At 71.4% G+C, this 19,358-nt stretch carries 17 protein-coding genes; 4 read left to right on the top strand and 13 right to left on the bottom strand.

All coding sequences use genetic code 11. The annotated features are described in order from the left end of the window. Positions 1 to 462 carry a tRNA (cytidine(34)-2'-O)-methyltransferase gene (locus tag AMYBE_RS0110885; protein ID WP_020659405.1) on the top strand — a complete coding sequence of 154 codons (462 nt, stop codon included), beginning with the start codon at positions 1 to 3 and terminating at the stop codon, positions 460 to 462. A gap of 63 nt (positions 463 to 525) precedes the next feature. On the opposite strand, the gene AMYBE_RS0110880 is transcribed toward AMYBE_RS0110885, so the two are convergent. The 4 genes from AMYBE_RS0110880 to mobA all read right to left on the bottom strand — a co-directional run bounded on the left by AMYBE_RS0110880 (position 526) and on the right by mobA (position 4,183). Further along, the gene (locus tag AMYBE_RS0110880) at positions 526 to 1,506 is read right to left on the bottom strand and encodes a VWA domain-containing protein (protein ID WP_020659404.1); all 981 of its coding nucleotides are present in this window, start codon (positions 1,504 to 1,506) and stop codon (positions 526 to 528) included. Continuing rightward, complete coding sequence (locus AMYBE_RS0110875; protein ID WP_154676511.1) at positions 1,503 to 2,384, bottom strand: DUF58 domain-containing protein; 882 nt, start codon at positions 2,382 to 2,384, stop codon at positions 1,503 to 1,505. Before AMYBE_RS0110875 ends, AMYBE_RS0110880 begins: the two co-directional genes overlap by 4 nt. A gap of 76 nt (positions 2,385 to 2,460) precedes the next feature. Further along, positions 2,461 to 3,525 (bottom strand): AAA family ATPase, encoded by a 1,065-nt coding sequence (locus AMYBE_RS0110870; protein WP_020659402.1) that lies wholly within the window; start codon positions 3,523 to 3,525, stop codon positions 2,461 to 2,463. Between the two features lie 112 nt (positions 3,526 to 3,637). Then, positions 3,638 to 4,183 carry a molybdenum cofactor guanylyltransferase gene (gene mobA, locus AMYBE_RS0110865; RefSeq protein ID WP_020659401.1) on the bottom strand — a complete coding sequence of 182 codons (546 nt, stop codon included), beginning with the start codon at positions 4,181 to 4,183 and terminating at the stop codon, positions 3,638 to 3,640. 161 nt (positions 4,184 to 4,344) lie between these two features. On the opposite strand from mobA, the gene AMYBE_RS0110860 reads away from it, so the two are divergent. Continuing rightward, a complete protein-coding gene (locus tag AMYBE_RS0110860) occupies positions 4,345 to 5,139 on the top strand; it encodes a GNAT family N-acetyltransferase (RefSeq protein ID WP_020659400.1) in 795 nt (264 codons plus the stop codon). Here AMYBE_RS0110860 and AMYBE_RS0110855 read toward each other — a convergent pair. Beyond that, positions 5,129 to 6,508, bottom strand: coding sequence for an NlpC/P60 family protein (locus AMYBE_RS0110855; protein ID WP_020659399.1), 1,380 nt, complete (start codon positions 6,506 to 6,508; stop codon positions 5,129 to 5,131). The genes AMYBE_RS0110860 and AMYBE_RS0110855 overlap by 11 nt on opposite strands. A gap of 434 nt (positions 6,509 to 6,942) precedes the next feature. Here AMYBE_RS0110855 and acnA point away from each other — a divergent pair, with 434 nt between their 5' ends. Continuing rightward, the gene (acnA, locus tag AMYBE_RS0110850; protein WP_020659398.1) at positions 6,943 to 9,750 is read left to right on the top strand and encodes an aconitate hydratase AcnA; all 2,808 of its coding nucleotides are present in this window, start codon (positions 6,943 to 6,945) and stop codon (positions 9,748 to 9,750) included. A 358-nt stretch (positions 9,751 to 10,108) separates the two neighbouring features. Here acnA and AMYBE_RS0110840 read toward each other — a convergent pair whose 3' ends face one another. From AMYBE_RS0110840 to AMYBE_RS0110815, 6 genes are all read right to left on the bottom strand, one after another. Further along, on the bottom strand, positions 10,109 to 10,585 hold the full coding sequence (locus AMYBE_RS0110840; RefSeq protein WP_020659396.1) for a nitroreductase family deazaflavin-dependent oxidoreductase: 477 nt from the start codon (positions 10,583 to 10,585) through the stop codon (positions 10,109 to 10,111). After that, entirely contained in the window at positions 10,578 to 11,549 is a 972-nt protein-coding gene (egtD, locus tag AMYBE_RS0110835; protein WP_020659395.1) for an L-histidine N(alpha)-methyltransferase, read from the bottom strand. The genes AMYBE_RS0110840 and egtD overlap by 8 nt, the downstream gene beginning before the upstream one ends. After that, positions 11,546 to 12,310, bottom strand: a complete 765-nt coding sequence (gene egtC, locus AMYBE_RS0110830; RefSeq protein WP_027927561.1) for an ergothioneine biosynthesis protein EgtC — start codon at positions 12,308 to 12,310, stop codon at positions 11,546 to 11,548. Before egtC ends, egtD begins: the two co-directional genes overlap by 4 nt. 5 nt (positions 12,311 to 12,315) lie before the next feature. Beyond that, positions 12,316 to 13,665: an ergothioneine biosynthesis protein EgtB gene (egtB, locus tag AMYBE_RS0110825; RefSeq protein ID WP_020659393.1), complete on the bottom strand. Its 1,350-nt coding sequence runs from the start codon at positions 13,663 to 13,665 to the stop codon at positions 12,316 to 12,318. Positions 13,666 to 13,879: 214 nt separating this feature from the next. Continuing rightward, complete coding sequence (locus AMYBE_RS0110820) at positions 13,880 to 15,142, bottom strand: glutamate-cysteine ligase family protein (protein WP_020659392.1); 1,263 nt, start codon at positions 15,140 to 15,142, stop codon at positions 13,880 to 13,882. Positions 15,143 to 15,335: 193 nt separating this feature from the next. Next, positions 15,336 to 16,262: a LysR family transcriptional regulator gene (locus tag AMYBE_RS0110815; RefSeq protein ID WP_020659391.1), complete on the bottom strand. Its 927-nt coding sequence runs from the start codon at positions 16,260 to 16,262 to the stop codon at positions 15,336 to 15,338. Between the two features lie 120 nt (positions 16,263 to 16,382). Here AMYBE_RS0110815 and AMYBE_RS0110810 point away from each other — a divergent pair, with 120 nt between their 5' ends. Further along, positions 16,383 to 17,582, top strand: a complete 1,200-nt coding sequence (locus AMYBE_RS0110810; protein ID WP_020659390.1) for a Glu/Leu/Phe/Val dehydrogenase dimerization domain-containing protein — start codon at positions 16,383 to 16,385, stop codon at positions 17,580 to 17,582. A 66-nt stretch (positions 17,583 to 17,648) separates the two neighbouring features. Here the strand turns inward: AMYBE_RS0110810 and pip are convergent, their stop codons facing one another. Then, positions 17,649 to 18,596: a prolyl aminopeptidase gene (gene pip / locus AMYBE_RS0110805; RefSeq protein ID WP_020659389.1), complete on the bottom strand. Its 948-nt coding sequence runs from the start codon at positions 18,594 to 18,596 to the stop codon at positions 17,649 to 17,651. A 10-nt stretch (positions 18,597 to 18,606) separates the two neighbouring features. Further along, positions 18,607 to 19,356, bottom strand: a complete 750-nt coding sequence (locus AMYBE_RS0110800) for an ESX secretion-associated protein EspG (RefSeq protein ID WP_020659388.1) — start codon at positions 19,354 to 19,356, stop codon at positions 18,607 to 18,609. Between the last annotated feature and the right edge of the window lie 2 nt (positions 19,357 to 19,358).

Here is a 19,358-nt window from a genome sequence, read left to right as displayed (position 1 = left end):
GTGTTCCGAGTGCTCTTCTACCACCCCGAAATCCCGCCCAACACCGGCAACGCGATCCGGCTGGCCGCCAACACCGGATGCGAGCTGCACCTGGTCGAGCCGCTCGGATTCGTGCTGGAGGACAAGCAGCTCCGCCGCGCCGGGCTGGACTACCACGACCTGGCCCGGGTGCGAGTGCACGCCGACCTGGCGGCGGCGTGGCGGGCGCTGCTGCCCGCGAAGGTGTACGCGTTCAGCGCGAACGCGACCCGGCTGTACACCGACGTCGCTTTCGAGCCCGGCGACGTGCTGATGTTCGGGCCGGAATCGGTCGGGCTGCCGGACGAGGTCCAGCACGCCCCGGAGGTCACCGACCGGCTGCGGCTGCCGATGCTGCCCAACAACCGCTCGCTGAACCTGGCGAACACCGCGGCGATCACCGTTTACGAAGCCTGGCGGCAGAACGGGTTCGCGATGCCCTGAGTGCGCCCGGTCGGGAAGGGAACATTGACGGACTCAGAGTCCCTCAATGTTCCCTTCACGGCATTACGGCAGTCGTTGGCCGAATACCAGCGCGGCGGCCGCCCCTGCCATCAGCATCAGCGTGCCCAGCACCACCCACGGCTTGCTCGCGTCGGCGTTCTTGAGCTCGTAGCCGATCTGCTCGCCCAGGTCCGCGTAGACGCGCTTCAGCTCATCCGCGCTGGCCGCCTTGTAGAACTCGCCGCCGGAGAGCCGCGCGATCTCCTGCAGCGACTCGTCGTCCACCCGGACGTCCTGCTGTTTGCCCTCGATGTCCACCGAACCGTGCTCGGTGCCGAACGAGATCGAGGAAATCGGCATCTGCGCCTGCTTCGCCGCCTGGGCAGCGGTGTACGCGCCGCGCGGGGCGTACAGGTCGTCCGGCACCGTCTGCTTGCCGTCGCTCATCAGCACGATGCGCGCCGGCGGCGGGCCGTCCGCTCCGCCGACGACGGCGGAGAAGCTCTGGATCGACTGCATCGCGGCGAAGATCCCTTCGCCGGTGGCCGTCGACTGGGCGAGCTTCAGATTGTCGATTGCCTTCGACACCCCGGCCCGGTCGGTGGTCGGATTCACCAGCACGGTCGCCGTGCCCGCGAACGAGATCAGGCCCAGGTTGATGCCCGGCGTCATGTTCTGCGCGAACTGCTTCGCCGCGTCCTGGGCCGCCTTCAGCCGCGTCGGCACGACATCGGTGGCTTCCATCGACAGCGAAACGTCGATGACCAGCATGACGGTCGCGCGATTGCGCGGAACCTTCTGCTCCGCCGTCGGCCCAGCCAGCGAGACGGTCAGGAAGAGCAGCGAGATCACGATCAGCACCGCGGGCAGGTGCCGGATCCAGCCCTGTGCCTTCGGCGCGATCTTGTCCAGCAATTCCAGGTTCGCGAACCGCAGCACGCGGCGGCGGCGCGCTCGCTGCGCCAGCACATAAGCGCCGGCTACCGCGGCGACCGCGAGCAGCAGCAGGAACCACCAGGGGGAACTGAAGCCGCCGAGGCTCACGCGACCCCTCCCGACCAGCGGCGCTTGCGGGCCACGACGAATCGCACCAGGTCCGCGATCCAGTCCGAATCGGTGCGCAGCACCAGGTGCGCGGCACCCGCGCGGCGCAGGCTGGCGGCGACCGTCTCCCGGTGCGCGCTGGCGGCCGCGCCGAATTCCTTGCGCAGCAGCGGCGAAGCGTGCACTTCGCGTTGCCTTCCGGTCTCGGGGTCGGCCAGCACGACGGTGCCGACGTCCGGCAGCTCGACATCGCGCGGGTCGACGATTTCGATCGCGATCACTTCGTGCCGTCCGCCCAGCGCCCGCAACGGGCGCTCCCAGTCGAGCGGACCGAGGAAGTCGGAGATCGCCACCGCCAGGCCGCGCCGGCGCGGCGGACGGCGCAGCTGCTCCAGCGCACCGGCGAAATCGCCGCGCACACCTTCCGCCGCGCGCGGTGTTTCGGCGAGCTTCCGGACCAGGCCGCGCGCGTGCGGCAGACCGCCGCGGGCCGGGATCCGGGTGCTGCCTTCGCCGTTCGACACGAGCGCGCCGATCCGGTTGCCGCCGCCCCCGGTCAGGTGCGCGACCGCCGCGGTGGCGCACACGACCAGGTCGCGTTTCTCGCACAGCGCGGTGCCGAAGTCGAGGCTCGCCGACAGGTCGGCGACTACCCAGGTCTCCAGCTCGCGGTCGGCGACGGTTTCCCGGATGTGCGGTGTGGTCGTCCGCGCGGTGACCGCCCAGTCCATCCGGCGCACGTCGTCGCCGGGCTGGTACGGACGGGCCTCGCCGGGCTCCGAGCCCGGGCCCGGGACGAGCCCGAGATGGTTGCCCTGGAGCAGGCCGTCGAGCCGGCGGCGCACGTCGAGTTCGAGCGTCCGCAGCCCGGCTTCCATCCGCTCGCCGCGCAGGACCGGCGGCGCCCAGCCCGGACGGCCGTCCTGGTTCTTCGAGGAGGTGCCAGCCACGTCGTTACCTGGCGGGCGCGCCAGCCGGCACCGGACCGGCGCCGCCCTGCGGCCGGGCCGAAACCTGCGGCAGCGGCACCGTCTGCAGCACGCGGGTGACGATGTGGTCCACCGGCACGCCGTCGGCCAGCGCGTCGTAGGACAGCACCAGCCGGTGCCGCAGCACGTCCGGCACGACATCGACGACATCCTGCGGAAGGACGTAGTCGCGGCCGCGGACCAGCGCCAGTGCCCGCGCCGCGGCGATGATGCCGAGGCTCGCGCGCGGCGAGGCGCCGTAGGACACCCAGCCCGCGACGTCGGACAGCCCGTGGTCGTTCGGCGTGCGGGTGGTCAGCACCAGCCGCACCACGTAGTCGACCAGCGCGTGGTGCACGAACACCTGCGACGCGACGCCCTGCAGCCGGACCAGCTCGGCCGGGCTGAGCACCTCGTGCGGGACCGGCGGGGCGACGCCCATCCGGTAGATGATCTCGCGCTCTTCCTCGGCGGTCGGGTACTCGACGACGATCTTGAACAGGAACCGGTCGCGCTGCGCCTCCGGCAGCGGGTAGACACCCTCGTTCTCGATCGGGTTCTGCGTGGCGAGCACCAGGAACGGATCCGGCATCGCGAAGGTCCGGCCGCCGATCGACACGTGCCGCTCGGCCATCACCTCGAGCATCGCCGACTGCACCTTCGCCGGCGCGCGGTTGATCTCGTCGGCCAGGACGAAGTTCGCCACCACCGGGCCGAGCTCGACGTCGAACCGCTCGGAGCCCTGGCGGTAGATCCGGGTGCCGAGGATGTCCGCGGGCACCAGGTCGGGGGTGAACTGCACGCGGGAGAACGAACCGCCGACCACCCGCGCGAACGTCTCGACCGCCAGCGTCTTCGCGACCCCGGGCACGCCTTCGAGCAGCAGGTGCCCCTTCGCCAGCAGACCGACGAGCATCCGCTCCACCAGCCGGTCCTGTCCGACGATGACGCGCTTCACCTCGAACACGGTGCGTTCCAGCAGCTGGGCGTCCCGCGCCGGGGTGCCGGGCTGCTGCCCGTTCGCGCCCTCGGCGAAGCCGGGCTCGGTCACTCTTCCTCCAGGGGTATCCACGTCTGCGGGCTCGCCCGCGACCCTACTGCGTCGCCGACGTGCGGCGAGGGTAGCCAACCCGATTGCCGGTGTGACAGCTGTGAAGCCCGTGTCAGCGGTGCTTTTCGAGGTCTTCCGGCGTGTCGATGTCGTCGCTCTCCCCCGGTTCCGCGGGCAGCCCGGCGATCCGGAGACCGCCGAGGGTCCGGCGCAGCGACGCGTTCGCGGGATCGGCGGGCAGCGCCCGGCGGACCGCCGCGGTGTGCCAGGCGCTGGTCAGCCACTGATGCTTGCCCGCCGCGTCCAGCAGCACGACGCCGTCGGTGTCGTCGTCCAGAGCGGCCCGCAGCCGCTCCACTGTGGACCGCCGGATGCCGGGAAGATCCGCCGCCAGCAAGACAATGCTGACCGTGTCGACGCGTTCGAGGGCCGCGGCGAGCGCCGCGACCGGACCGGAGCCCGGCACCGCCTCGCGCGTCCAGACGACGTCGTAGCCCGGCCGCTGCGGCCCGCACACGACAACCGGCTCGGCCCCGGCGAGTGCCCGGACCGCCCTCGCCAGCAAGGACATCCCGCCGACCCGCAGCTCCGGTTTGTCCACTCCGGACAGCCGGCGCGCCGTCCCGCCGGCCAGGACGATGCCCGCGAATCCCGTCATGTTCCCCAGCCTGCCCGCCCGCACAGCTCGCGCAACCCCGGGGGTAGCCAAGTCCGTGAAGGGAACCTTCACGGACTCTGATTCCCTCAAGGCGGCCTTCACGGACCTCTCGGCCCGGAAACCCGCGCGCGCCCCGCGCCGGGCCGCGCTACCTTGCCGAGGTGCCCGACGCCGCGCGGCTGCTCGCCGCTTACGACCGCGAAGTTCGCCAAGCCGAGCTCACCCGGCCCGAACCCGGGCAGCAGCTCGTCCAGGACGGTCCCGTCGCCCGCCTCACCGGCGGCCGCCGCGGGTTCGTCGCCGGGCCGCCCGACCTCGGCGTCACCGGCGCCGCGCTCGACGAGCTCATCGCCCGCCAGCGGGACTTCTTCGCCGCCCGAGGCGAGGAGTTCGAGTGGAAGACCCGGGGCCACGACCGTCCGGCCGAGTTGCCGGACCGGCTGCTCGCCGCCGGGTTCGTACCGGAGGAGACCGAGACCGTGCTGATCGCGCCGCTCGACGCGGTCGCCGATTCGGCCCCGCCGTCGGCCGAGTTCGTGGTGCGGGAAGCCAGCGGCCACGACGACCTGCTGCGCATCGCGACGCTGTCGGCGGCGGTGTTCGGCAACGACGAGGCGGCGGTCGCGGCGGATCTGCTTGCCCGGTCGCGTGCCGACAGCGGCACGACGACGCACGTGGTGGCCGAAGCGGACGGCCAGTTCGTCGCCGCTTCCCGGCTGGAAGTCGTCCCGGGCACCGGATTCGCCGGCCTGTGGGGCGGCGCGACGCTGCCGGGGTGGCGCGGGCGGGGGCTGTACCGAGCGCTCGTCTCGCACCGGGTCGGCGCGGCGCGCGCCCGCGGGATCGCCTACCTGCAGGTGGACGCGCTGCCGACCAGCCGGCCGATTCTGGAACGGCTCGGCTTCACCGCGGTCACCGAGACCACGCCGTACGTCTGGAGCCCGCTCACCCGATGAGCCGGGTCGCGTACGGCATGATGCCGCCGTAGCGCACCGAGGTGACCCGCACGTATGAGCCGGACTGCGGGGCTTCGACCATCTGCCCGTTGCCCAGGTAGAGCGCGACGTGGTGGATGCCGCCCGAGCCGCCCCAGAACAGCATGTCCCCACGCCGCATCTGCGACAGCGGCACGCGCCGGCCGGCGGTGTACTGGTAGCCGCTGTAGTGCGGCAGGCCCTGCACACCGGCGAAGGCGTAGATCATCAGGCCGGAGCAGTCGAAGCCGATCTTGCGGTAGTCGCCGTACTGGTCGGCCACGCCGCCGTCGCGGATGCCGCGGCTCGGGCCGCTGCCGGTGCCGCCACCCCACGCGTAAGGCATGCCCACCTGTGCAAGAGCTCGCGCGATGACGGCTTCGATCGAGCTGCCCGCTGCCGGAGCCGGACGGCTGGGGCCGCCGTCGTCATTGCCGTTGTCGTTGCCGCCGCTGTTGGCTGCTGCGCGCAGAGCCGCCTGGCGGGCGCGCTCTTCGTCCTCGCGCTGCTTCTGTGCCAGCCAGTCCTGGTAGCGCTGCCGCTGTCCCTGCAGGCCGCTGACCTTGGCCTGCGCCGCGTACAGCTGCTGCTCGACGGAGTTCTTGCTGGCTTCGAGCTGAGTGTTCTGCGCCGCCTGCGCTTGCTGCGAGGACACCGCCGCCGCCTGCGCGGCGTCGGCGTTGCCCTTCGCCCGGGTCGCCGCGTCCTGCTTCTGCCGCGCGACGTCCAGCGCCTTGCGCGCCGCAGCGTCCTTGTTGGACTTGTCGGTCTGGGCCTGCTGGAGGCGGTCCATCGCGTTGATCCGCGAGCCGCTGATCGAGTCGAGCAGCTGGGCGCGGGCGAGCAGGTCCTTCGGGCTGTCCGAAGTCAGGTACGCCGAGACCGACCCGATCGTGCTGCCTTGCTCGAAGCTGGCAGCGGCGAACTTCTTGGCGTCCGCGCGGGCCTTCTCGATCGCACCCGCCGCCGCGTCCGCCTCTTGGCGCGCCGACTTCGCGTCGTTCTGCGCCTGGGTGGCCGCGTCCTGCGCGGTCTGCAGGTCGACCAGCGCCTTCATGGCCTGTTCCTGCTTGAGCTCGACGTCGTCCTGCAGCGTGCTGAGCTTCTGTTCGGCTTGGGCGAGCTGATTGGTGAGCCGGCCGACCTCGCCCGCCTTGGCGTTGGCGTCGCCCTTCGCCGAGTTGATGTCGGAGTCGCTCGGGTTCGGCGGCGGCGGGGGCACCGCGAGACCGGTGCTGGTGGCGCCGAGCAGCGCCACCAGGGTGAACGCGGCCACCGTGATGCCGCGCCGCACGCCGGCGCCGTGCACCGTCGCCGCGTTCGCTGTTCCGGACCGTCCCCGCCGGACCATCACGACCCGCCACCTCCGCTCACACCGGTGCTGCCCGGACTCCCCTCGGCCGGACCCGGACCAGGCCCGTTTCCGGCTCGGCGTCCGCAGTCACACCCCGTGCCACTGTAGTCACATCACTATCACAAGCCTCAGCAAGAACTTACACACCGTAGACATCATTTCCCCTGATCGGGGGACCTCCGGGCACGGCGCGTCCCGCATGGCCTACATCACTGCGCGTGTCGTCTTGAACGAAATACAGGACGCGCGTACTGTTTGATCGGCGGACGAGGTGTGCCCTCCCGGTTCCGGTTCTACGGTGGGGGTGCGCAAGACTGCCGACGACCCCGCCGGGTCGGCCCGACGACAGCCGGCGGATACGACGAACGACACCGAACTGACCCGGGAGGCCACGCCCCAGCGGCGTGGAATCCATGCCACTGGAGTTAGACGTGACTGCACCTAGCCAGGACAGCTTCGGCGCCAAGGACACCTTGCAGGTAGGAGAGAACTCGTACGAGATCTTCCGCCTGGACAAGGTCGAAGGCGCCGAGCGGCTGCCCTACAGCCTGAAGATCCTCCTCGAGAACCTGCTGCGCACCGAGGACGGCGCGAACATCACCGCCGACCACATCCGCGCGCTCGGCGGCTGGGATCCGAACGCGGACCCGTCGACCGAGATCCAGTTCACGCCCGCCCGGGTGATCATGCAGGACTTCACCGGCGTGCCGTGCGTGGTCGACCTGGCCACCATGCGCGAAGCGGTGACCGCGCTGGGCGGCGACCCGGACAAGGTCAACCCGCTCGCGCCGGCCGAGATGGTGATCGACCACTCCGTCATCATCGACGTCTTCGGCCGCGCCGACGCCTTCGAACGCAACGTCGAGATCGAGTACGAGCGCAACCGCGAGCGCTACCAGTTCCTGCGCTGGGGCCAGGGCGCCTTCGACGAGTTCAAGGTCGTCCCGCCGGGCACCGGCATCGTCCACCAGGTCAACATCGAGCACCTCGCGCGCACGGTGATGGCGCGCGGCGGCCAGGCATACCCCGACTCCTGCGTCGGCACCGACTCGCACACCACCATGGTCAACGGCCTGGGCGTGCTGGGCTGGGGCGTCGGCGGCATCGAGGCCGAGGCGGCGATGCTGGGCCAGCCGGTCTCCATGCTCATCCCGCGCGTCGTCGGCTTCAAGCTGACCGGCGAGATCCCGGCCGGCGTCACCGCGACCGACGTCGTGCTGACCATCACCGAGATGCTGCGCCGGCACGGCGTGGTCGGCAAGTTCGTCGAGTTCTACGGCGAGAGCGTCGCCCAGGTGCCGCTGGCCAACCGCGCCACCATCGGCAACATGAGCCCGGAGTTCGGCTCCACCGCGGCGATCTTCCCGATCGACGACGAGACCGTCCGCTACCTCAAGCTGACCGGCCGCTCGGCCGAGCAGGTCGCGCTGGTCGAGGCGTACGCGAAGGAGCAGGGCCTCTGGCACGACCCGTCGCACGAGGCGGCCTACTCCGAGTACCTCGAGCTGGATCTCTCGACGGTCGTCCCGTCGATCGCCGGCCCGAAGCGCCCGCAGGACCGCATCGAGCTGAGCGACGCGAAGTCCTCGTTCCGCAAGTCGGTGCACGACTACGTCGAGGGCGAGCAGCCCACTCCGCACACCAACGTCGACGAGACCGTCGAGGAGACCTTCCCGGCCTCCGACCCGGCCGCGCTGTCGTTCAAGGACGAGGACGCCGTCGACCTGCAGTCCGCGGCGAACGGGGCCACCGGGCGGCCGAGCAAGCCGGTCAAGGTGTCCACCGCCGACCGCGGCGAGTTCGTGCTGGACCACGGCGCCGTGGTGATCGCCTCGATCACCTCGTGCACCAACACCTCCAACCCGTCGGTCATGCTGGGCGCGGCGCTGCTCGCGCGCAACGCGGTCGACAAGGGCCTGTCGGTCAAGCCGTGGGTCAAGACGTCGATGGCCCCCGGTTCGCAGGTCGTCACCGACTACTACAACAAGGCCGGTCTCTGGCCGTACCTCGAGAAGCTGGGCTACCACCTGGTCGGCTACGGCTGCACCACCTGCATCGGCAACTCGGGCCCGCTGTCGGACGAGATCTCCGCCGCGATCCAGGAGAACGACCTCACCGCGGTTTCGGTGCTCTCGGGCAACCGGAACTTCGAGGGCCGGATCAACCCGGACGTCAAGATGAACTACCTGGCGTCGCCGCCGCTGGTCATCGCCTACGCGCTGGCCGGCACGATGGACTTCGACTTCGCGAACCAGCCGCTGGGCCAGGACACCGACGGCAACGACGTGTTCCTGAAGGACATCTGGCCGTCGCCGCAGGAGATCCAGGAGACCATCGACTCCGCGATCACGCAGGAGATGTTCACCAAGGACTACGCGGACGTCTTCGACGGCGGCGAGCGCTGGAAGTCGCTGCCGACGCCGACCGGCAAGACGTTCGAGTGGGACGCGCAGTCCACCTACGTGCGCAAGCCGCCGTACTTCGACGGCATGGCCGCCGAACCGGCTCCGGTGCAGGACATCTCCGGCGCCCGGGTGCTGGCGAAGCTGGGCGACTCGGTCACCACCGACCACATCTCCCCGGCCGGCGCGATCAAGGCGGGCACCCCGGCCGCGCAGTACCTGGTCGAGCACGGCATCGAGCGCAAGGACTTCAACTCCTACGGCTCGCGCCGCGGCAACCACGAGGTGATGATCCGCGGCACCTTCGCGAACATCCGGCTGCGCAACCAGCTGCTGGACGACGTGCAGGGCGGCTACACCCGCGACTTCACCCAGGAAGGCGCGCCGCAGGCGTTCATCTACGACGCGGCGCAGAACTACGCGGCGGCGGGCACCCCGCTGGTCGTGCTGGGCGGCAAGGAGTACGGCTCCGGCTCGTCGCGCGACTGGGCGGCCAAGGGCACCTCGCTGCTCGGCGTCCGCGCGGTGATCACCGAGTCGTTCGAGCGGATCCACCGGTCGAACCTGATCGGCATGGGCGTCATCCCGCTGCAGTTCCCGGCGGGCGAGTCGGCGGCGTCGCTGAAGCTGGACGGCACCGAGACGTTCGACATCGAGGGCATCACGAAGCTGAACGACGGCGAGACGCCGCGGACGGTCCACGTGACGGCCACGAAGGAAGACGGCTCGAAGGTGGAGTTCGACGCGGTCGTCCGCATCGACACCCCGGGCGAGGCGGACTACTACCGCAACGGCGGCATCCTGCAGTACGTGCTGCGCAAGATGACCCGTTCCTGACCGATATCCCGGTCGTAGCGCAGGCGAAGGGCCCCTGGAGAGAATCTGGTTCTCTCCAGGGGCCCTTTCGCGCACCGGCCGGAACGCCGCCGGTTCAGGGTTTGGCAGGCGAACCGAACGGTTGCTTGTCCGGCTGGAAGGCCTGGCCGTCGGCGGGAGCCTTGAGGTCGATCAGGTGCGCCGCGGTCGCGTCGTCCACGCCTCGGGCCTGGCCGAGGATGCAGTGGCCGACCCGGCCTCGCCTGATCAGTGCCGCTGGGGACGGGCTCCGGCAGGTCGGTGCCCGGCCCATCAGTGGCCATCCGAGCGCCCGGTCAGCTGGGACGCACCGGCGTCAGCGGGCCGACCGAGCGTCCGGTCAGCTCGACACCCGGGTCAGCACGAACACCGGCAACTCCCGCCCGGCCGCCTTCCGTTCCATCTCGTACCCCGGCCAGAACTCCAGCAGTTCCGTCCACATCCGGGCGTACTCGTCACCCGCCAGTTCCCGCGCCTTGACCTCCGCCTCCCGGCCGCGCAGCGCGACCGTCGCCTGCGGGTTCGCTCGCAGGTTGTAGGTCCAGGCCGGGTTCTTCGGGCGGCCCCAATTCGAGCCGGTGAGCACGAATTCGTCGCCGTGCGGGTAGTACAGCAGGTTCGTGCTGCGGGGCAGGCCGCTGCGCCGTCCGGTCGTGGTGAGCCGCAGGGAGGGCAGACCGGCCAGCCCGACCAGGCTGATCCGGCCGCCGAACCAGCGGTGCAACAACCGGTCGGTCACGATCACGGCACGCGACGCCGCCATGAGCCGGGGCCGGGTGCCGAGCTTGCGGGCGAACGCCGCGAGAGGGTTACGCACGGACCGATCTTGCCAAACTCACGCCGAACCGCTGCCGGGAGTCGGTCCACCACCGTTCCAGCGCGAAACCCGCGGCGCCCAGTTCCGCCTCGACTCCGGCGGCGCGGAACTTCGCGGACACCTCGGTGCGGATGTGCTCGCCTTCGGCGAACGGCACCACCAGGTCCGCGCCGGGAATCCGCACCTGCAGCGGGCGGCGGGCGCGCAGCCGCATCTCGATCCACTCCTGGTCGGCATTCCAGTACGCGACGTGGTCGAAGTCGTCCGGGTCGAAGTCCGCGTCCAGCTCCGCGTTGATCACGCGCAGCACGTTCCGGTTGAACGCCGCGGTGACGCCCGCCGAATCGTCGTACGCCCGCTCCAGCGTGTCCCGGTCCTTGACCAGGTCGGTGCCGAGCAGCAGCCACTCCCCCTCGTCGAGCACTTCGCGCACGGAGTGCAGGAACTCCGCGCGTTCGCCGGGCAGGAAGTTGCCGATCGTGCCGCCGAGGAAGGCGACGACTCGCGGCGAGGTGCCGGGCAGCAGCTGCAGATGCCGGGTGAAGTCGCCGACGACGCCGCGGACCTCCAGCTTCGGGTAGTCCGCCGAGATCGCGGTGGCGGCTTCGGCCAGCGCGGATTCCGACACGTCCATCGGCACGAACGATTCGAGCGTGCCGTGCGCGGTCAGCGCGTCCAGCAGCAGCCGCGTTTTCTCACTCGACCCCGAACCCAGTTCGACGAGCGTGTGCGCGCCGGTGAGCTCGGCGATCTCGGCCGCCCGTCCGGCGAGCACCTCCCGCTCGCTGCGCGTCGGGTAGTACTCCGGCAGTGCGGTGATCTCCTCGAACAGCTTGCTGCCTTCAGCGTCGTAAAACCACTTGGGCGGCAACCACTTCTGCGCTGCGGTGAGACCCTCGCGCACGTCCGCGCGCAGTTCGGCGGCCACGTCGCTGCGATGGCTTTCCAGGTCTGCCTCGGTCATCGGGCGATGCTCCGTTCCAGGTTCAGGGGAATGACGTCGACGCCGTCCGCGGTGACGCGCACGGCGTGGTGCTCCGGCACCGCGGTCCAGACCGGATCCGGATCGCACGGTTCGGACGCCAGCACCACCCCGGTTTCGGTGCAGCGCAGCGACAACGAGTGCGTCCAGGCGGTGCCGACCAGCGTCTGGCCGTCGGTGAGAAGGAAATTCAGCCGGGAGCCCGGTGCGACCGCCTCGACGTCGCGGACGAGAGCGGCCACCGCGTCGAGCGGTTCCTCCCCCGCGGTCAGCCGAGCACGCAGCAGCGCCCACAGCAGGACGGAATCGGTCGGCGCTTCCAGCGTGAACAGCTCGGTGACGTCGAGCTGCCCGGCCAGTCCGCGCATCGACCCAGGCCAGCCTCGCACGACGCCGTTGTGGCTGAAGAGCCAACGGCCCTCCGCGAACGGCGCGGCAGCCGCTTCGGTGACGGGCATTCCGGTGGTGCCGTTGCGCACCGCCGCGACGAACGCCCTGGTACGCACCGACGCGACGAGAGAGGGCAGTGTCTGGTCGGTCCAAAGCGGCTCGCGGCGGCGGTAGCGCTGCGGCAGCGCGCCCGGCTCCGGATACCAGCCGAGGCCGAAGCCGTCGGCGTTCACCGAGCCGCCGCCGCGCATGTCCCGCGGTGCGTAGGACTGCACGAGCAAGGCGTGCGGCGCGGCGAACACCAGTTCGGCCGGCGACACCGGTGCGCCCAAGTAGGCGAGGTGACGGCACATCTCGCTCAACCCGCCTCGCCCGGGCGCGGATCGCGTGCGCACCGGAATCCGGAGAAGATCTGCCGCCGGATCGGATAGTCCCAGTTGCGGAACGTGCCCCGGATCGCCGCCGCGTCGGTGCCGAACGAGCCGCCGCGCAGCACTTTGTACTCCGGGCCGAAGAACACTTCCGAGTATTCCCGGTACGGGAAGGCCGCGAAGCCCGGATAGCCGTGGAAGTCGGTGCTGGTCCATTCCCAGACGTCGCCGATCAGCTGGTGCACGCCCAACGGCGACGCGCCCGCCGGATACGCCCCGGCCTCGGCCGGGCGCAGATGGCGTTGCCCGAGGTTGGCGTGCTCGGCGGTCGGCTCCTCGTCGCCCCACGGGTACCGCCGCGACCGGCCGGACGCCGGGTCGTACCGGGCGGCTTTCTCCCACTCCGCCTCGGTGGGCAGCCGCTTCCCGGCCCAGCGCGCGTACGCGTCCGCCTCGTAATACGAGACGTGCACGACCGGCTCGTTCCGCGGCACCCGCTCGCGCACCCCGAAGCGGGTGCGCCACCAGCCGTCCGGTTCGCGGTGCCAGAACCGGGGCGCGGTGATGTCGTGCTCCTGCCGGTAGGCCCAGCCGGGCTCGGTCCAGAACCGCCGGTCGTGGTATCCGCCCGAGTCCAGGAACTCGAGGTACGCACCGCAGGTGACCGGGGCGGTGTCGAGAACGAAGGCCGGGACGTCGACCTGGTGTGCGGGGCGTTCGTTGTCCAGCGCCCACGGTTCGGCGGTGGTGCCCATGGTGAACGCGCCTCCCGGCACGAGCACCTCGGGCGGCAATCGACGCGCCGGGGCACGCGGCGGTTCGGCTGCGTGCAGGACCGGCTCGCCCTTGCGGAGCTGGTGAGTGGCCAGCATCGTCTCGTCGTGCTGCTGTTCGTGCTGGGTGATCATGCCGAACGCGAACGCGCTTTCGGTCAGCCGCCGGCCTTCGAGCGGGGCGGTTTCCAATACGTCGAAGGCTTTCTCGCGGACTTCCTTGACGTACGCGCGCGCCTCGGCCGGGCCCAGCAGCGGCAGCGCCGGACGGTCCGAGCGGGCGTGCTGGAACGCGTCGTAAAGGTCGTCGATGTCCGGGCGGAGCGCGGCGCGGCCGCCGACGTCCCGGACCAGCCACAGCTCTTCCTGGCTGCCGATGTGCGCGAGGTCCCAGACCAGCGGGGACATCAGCTTCGAGTGCTGGCGGACGAGATCGTCGTCGTCCACCGCGTCGGTGAGGGCCACGCTGCGTTTCCGCGCGCGCGTCAGCGCGGCGGCGGCGTGCGCCCGCAGGTCTTGCGGGCTGAGCTCCAGCAACGGGTTCGGTTCGGGGATAGTGCTCATCGGTCCTGACTCCTCGATCCGGTGAGCCGGGTTCGCGGCCCGGCGGTGATCTCGGGGTGCGCCGCGAGTGCGGCGCAGCGACGCCGGGACCGCGCCGCGGCGGGCTGCCCGGCAGCGGTTTCGGCAGGGGTTTCGGCAGACAGGGAGCTTCCGGTCCAGGCCGGGGCCAGTTCGGTGGCGCAGCTCGGCGACGCGCTCCGCACGGAACGGATCGTCATCGCGAACTCCCCCTCGCGGCGGCAAGGCGAGCCCGCAGCGAAGCAGCAAGTTCCTCGACGACCGCCACGGGGAACCCGGTTGTGTCGAGCCCGGCGATCCCCAGCTCGACCAGCTCCTCGGCGACCGCGGCGAGTTCCCGGTCCGCGAGCCCGGTGCGCGCCGCCTCGGCCCATTTCCCGGCGACCGGCGCGCACACCCGGCGTACCAGCTCCACTGTGGACGGACGGGCCAGCAGCGCGGACACCAGCGCCACCGGCGGAAGCCATTCGCCGGGCGGCTGGCCGTCGAGGAAACGCAGCTCCAGATAGCCGTGCGGCCGCACCGGGGTGAACATCGTGGTGAGGTGGTAGTCGAGATCCTCGACCGTCGGGCGGCGCAGCATGCCGGCCGCGCCGCGGCCGGCGATCCAATCGGCGAAGGTGAGGCCCTCCGGGGCGTCCCACGGGCGCTCGCCGCGGGGGAACACCATCAGCGGGGTGTCCATCATCCGGCGGGCCCATTCGCCCGCCGGGTCCGGGCCCGGGTCCGCGGAGCGGGTGCGGACCGGTTCCGTTTCCAGCACGGCCAGCCACCGGGCGGAGGCGAACCCGGTGTTCGCGCCGGCGTGCACGGAAGAATTCGCGAACAGCGCCAGCAGGGGCGGCCCCATCGCGTGCGCGGCCGCCCAGCGCGGGGCGATTTCGTGCGCCTCGCCCGCGTCCACGCAGACCTGCAGGCCAGCGGTGCTGCACATCATCGTGAGGCCGCCGTCCCCGAGCGGGGCGAACCGGCGTTCCATCGCGGCGTAGCGGGGGGTGCGCAGGACCCGGTGCGGCGGGCGGTGCTCGTCGATGCCCGCGCCGCCCAGTTCCAGGCCGTGGCGGGCGAGAAGGCCGCTGAGATAAGCGAGATCAGCCTCGACGACGGCGTGCAGCGCACGCAGCGAGGCTTGCGGCGGAGGGGAAAGCTCCACCTGGCACCCGGGTTCCAGGCTCACCGGCGAACCGGCCGGGAGCGGCTCTGCGGGGCTGTCGGGGCGCAGGGTCCGCGGGGTGTGCGGGCCGAGCGCGGCGGCGAGAACGTCTGGATCGAGCGGGCGAACCGGGGCGCCGGCGTGGTGCACGGTGAACTCCAGTTCCACCCCGAGCAGTCTCGGCGGGCCGTGCTTGAAACACACCGACGCGACGTACCTCTCCCCCTCCGCGCGATCGGCGAGCACCCGCGCGGTCCGGTTCGCGGCACTTCCGGATCGGTCCGGAAAATCGTGCACTGCAGTCATCTGTCGCCGTCCACGTCAGGAGGTCCGCGGGAGGCGAACCTCGTCGCTTCGCGACGCTACACGCGGGGTCTGACAAAAACAGCGTCGCAAGCCGGCGGCGGCGATCGATAAGAACCTCGTAATCTGCTTTGACCTGCGCGTTCACCCCGTCGGTGAACAATGCCCGACGCTGCTCCATCCGGGGTGCCCCGGCTCAGGGCAGCGCGGGTTCGGTGCCCAGCCCCAGTTCCGCCGCGGCGTGCTGCACGGCGCCGATCACCAGATGCAGCGCCGGCCGCCGGATCTCGGTGCGCCGGTAGGCGATCGACACCGTGCGCAGCAGCGGCGGGGCCAGCGCGACGACATCGATCCCGGGCGGGCGCAGCAGCCGCAAGCCGAGGTCGGACACCAGGGTCACGCCGAGCCCGGCGCCCACCATCGCCATCGCGGTCGACTGCTCCTCGACCTCGTGGTTGATTTTCGGCTGGAACCCGTGCCGCTGGCAGGCGTTCCGGATCGCCCGGCCGAAATGCGACTTCGGACTCGCGAGGATCCACGGGTGCTCGGCCAGCGAGTCCAGCGGCACGGTCGCCGACGGCAGCGCGCCCGCCGGCACCGCCGCGTGCAGCCGTTCCACCGCGACGACCGCGCGTTCCAAGCCGCGGTCCCATGGCATCGGCGCGTCGGAATAATCGATGACGAACGACAGGTCCAGGGTGCCGTCCCGGACCGCCTCCGCGGTCGCTTCCGGCGCCAATTCCTTCGTCCGCACCTGGATTCCCGGATAATCGGCGGCCAGCGCGGTCAGCGCGGTGGGCAGCAAACCGGACGCGACCGACGCCCACACCCCGGCGGTCATCCGCGCGGACATCGTTCCCTGCGCCTCTTCCAGCGCGAGCGTCGCCCGCTCGACGCTGCCCAGGATGTCTTCGGCGTGCTCGGTGAGCAGAATGCCCAGTTCGGTCAGCTGCACCCGCCGGCCGAGCCGCTCGAACAGTTTCGCGCCGACGTCTCGTTCGAGCTGTGCGAGCTGCTGCGAGACCGCCGACGCGGTGTAGTGCAGCGCCGCGGCGGCCGCGGTGACGGTGCCCCTGCGGCGCAGCTCGCGAAGCATCCGCAGGCGGTGCAACGAAAGCTCCATGTACGAACCCTAAACAACTTCGTGCAGGTTCGGTAAATGGACGCGGCCGCGGTACTGGCCGCACCCTCGGAAGCAGGGGCGGCAAGACGCCGCCCAGGACCCGAGGAGGTGAGTGGCTCGATGGACTCGCGGATCGCCGAACCGCTGATGAAGCTGACGTGGACAGACCCGGTCACCGGTGCGCACGGCTACCTGGTCGTGCACAGCCTGGTTTCCGGCATCGCGACCGGCGGGACGCGGATGCGCGCCGGCTGCACCGTCGACGAGGTCGCCGACCTCGCGCGCGGCATGGCGAACAAGACGGCCGCGTTCAACCTCCCGGTCGGCGGCGCGAAGGGCGGGCTCGACTTCGACCCGAAGGACCCGCGCGCGACCGGCGTGCTCACCCGGTTCTGCGAATTCCTGCGGCCCTGGCTGGACGCCAGCTGGGTGACCGCCGAAGACCTGGGGGTGCCGCAGCACCTGATCGACGAGGTGTTCGCGAAGCTCGGCCTGGAGCAGTCCTACCACGCGGCGATCCGCCGTTCGGCCGATCCGGCTCGGACCCTGCGCCGGGTGCAGGCCGGGCTCAACGCACCGGTTCCCGGCGGGCAGCTGCTCGGCGACGTGATCGGCGGCTACGGCGTGGCGCAAGCCTGCCTCGGCGCCGCGAACACCTGGGGCTGGGCGGTCCCGGAGACGACCGTCGCGGTCCAGGGCATCGGCACGATGGGCGGCGGCGCGGCCTGGTACCTGCACGAAGCGGGGATGAAGATCGTCGCGGTCGCCGACGCGGCCGGGACGCTGTACGACCCGGACGGCCTGGACGTGCCCGCGCTGCTCGAGCTTCGCGACCGCTTCGGCGAGGTGGACCGGACCCGGTTGCCGGCCGGGATCCAGGTGCTGCCGCGCGAAGCCGTCGTGGCCGCCGACGCGGACATCTTCGTGCCCGCCGCCATCTCGTACGCCCTGCGCGTGGACAACGAGAACCTGGTGAAGGCCAAGGTCGTCGTGGAAGCGGCGAACGCCGCGACGACGCCGGAAGCGGAAGCGGCGCTCTCCGCGCGCGGGGTCGCGGTCATTCCGGACTTCATCGCGAACGCCGGCGCGGCGGCCTGGGCGTGGTGGCTGCTGCTGGGCGAGGTCGGAGCCGACCCGGCGGACTCGTTCCTGCGGTTGCGGACCGAAATGCAGGCCAAGGTAGCGCTGGTGCTGGCGGAATGGCATCTGGACCGGGTGCCGCCGCGAGTGACCGCGCTGCAGCTGGCCGAGACGACCCGGGCGGCCCGGACAGCGGAGTCGCTGCGGCCGGAAGGGGCTCCGGCATTGATGATTCCCTGAGCGGTCCGCAGGGCGAGAAGTCCGTGAAGGGAACATTGAGGGACTCGGAGTCCCTCAATGTTCCCTTCACGGACGGTCGGCGAACCGATCGGTCGCGGCGATCAGCGCGTCCTCCATGGCCGCCACCGCAGTGGTGTGCCCTGCCCCGCCGACCAGGACCAGCTCGGCGTCCGGGAGCGCGCGCTCCAGCAGCCACGGCGTGCCGACCAGGCTGCTCAGGTCGAGCACGCCCTGCACCAGCACCGCCGGGATCCCGGCGAGCCGGCCCGCGTCGCGCAGGATCGACCCGTCTTCCAGGAAGCAGCCGTGCGAGAAGTAGTGCGTGACCAGGCGGGCAAACCCCAACCGGAAGGCCGGGTCCTCGAACCGCGGCGACGGCGGCACTCCCGGCAGCATCGCAGTCTCCCAATCGCACCAGCCGCGGGCCGCCGCCTCGTGCACCGCCGGGTCCGGGTCGGTCAGCAGCCGGTAATAGGCCGCCGCCAGGTCTCCGTCGCGCTCCGCCTCCGGCACGCCGTCGCGGAACCGCGCGAACGCCTCCGGGAACATCCCGCCGAGACCGCCGGTCAGCTGGTCGATCTCGACCTGCCGGTCGGTGGCCAGGCCCATCATCACGATCTCGGCGACCCGCTCCGGGCACCGCTCGGCGTAGGCCAGGCCGAGCACGCAGCCCCACGAGCCGCCGAACAGCTGCCAGCGTTCGATGCCGAGCGTCTCCCGGAGCAGTTCCAGGTCGCCGATCAGATGCTCGGTAGTGTTCGCGGCCAGCGCGTCGACCGTCTCGGCGGCGTGCGGCCTGCTCCGGCCGCAGCCGCGCTGGTCGAGCAGGACGATCCGGTACCGCTGCGGGTCGAAGAACCGGCGCAGGCCGGCGCTGCAGCCGGTGCCCGGCCCGCCGTGCAGCACCGCGACCGGTTTCCCGTCCGGGTTTCCGCAGGTCTCCCAGTACACCCGGTGTCCGTCGCCGACGTCGAGCAGTCCGCTGTCGTACGGCTCGATTTCCGGATAGCGCACCTGTTTCCCCTCAGTTCAGGGTGCGCTCCAGAGCACGCAGCGCACCGCACAGCTCGGCCGGACCGGCCGGGCCGATCCGGATTTCCGCGTCCGCCCCGGCCCCGACCGTGTAGCTCAGATACCGGCCCCAGTCGGTGTCGGCGTAGTGCAGCGGCTCTTCCAGCCGGACGTAGCGGCCGACCTCGTCGCGCCGCCCGGCGTACAGCTCGCCGCTGCCGCGCACCGGACGCTGGACCAAGGTGAGCACATCCGACAGCGCCGGGTCCAGCGGATATGCGTCCGCGCCGCGCGCAGCGGCGTCGGTCAGGTCGGCGACCCGCACCGAGCGCGCCGACCCGCCGCCCGGCCCGACCGCCGGCAGCTGCTCCACTAGCGTCTCCAGCAGCCGGTCCCGGTCGATCTCCTGGACGCCGACGTGCTCGCCGTCGGACACCGCGAGCACCGCTTGCAGCCCGCTGGCCGCGGCGAGCACGCCGTAGGTGCGGTCGCCGGTCGCCACCCAGCCGTAGTACTCGACGACCGGCCGGACCAGCAGCGGGAGCCAGTCGAGGAAGTCCATGGTGGCGCGGCCGCGCGCGTCGACCAGGCCCGCCGCGGCCAGCGCGTCGTCGACTCGCTTGGCGGCCTCGTCGTGCTGGGCGTCGGAGAGCCAGACCGGGTCCGGCCGCAGCGCCACGTGCAGCCGGCCCACTTGTTCGCGCTCGGCGAGCGCCGCGAGCGCTTCGACCGGGACGTCCACCCGGCCCGCCGGATCGGCCACCG

Origin of the sequence: Amycolatopsis benzoatilytica AK 16/65 (assembly GCF_000383915.1) — a bacterium.
In the GTDB taxonomy this organism is placed as follows: domain Bacteria; phylum Actinomycetota; class Actinomycetes; order Mycobacteriales; family Pseudonocardiaceae; genus Amycolatopsis; species Amycolatopsis benzoatilytica.
The sequence above is the reverse complement of the archived record's forward strand: the minus strand, read 5'-3'. Positions and strand labels throughout refer to the sequence as shown.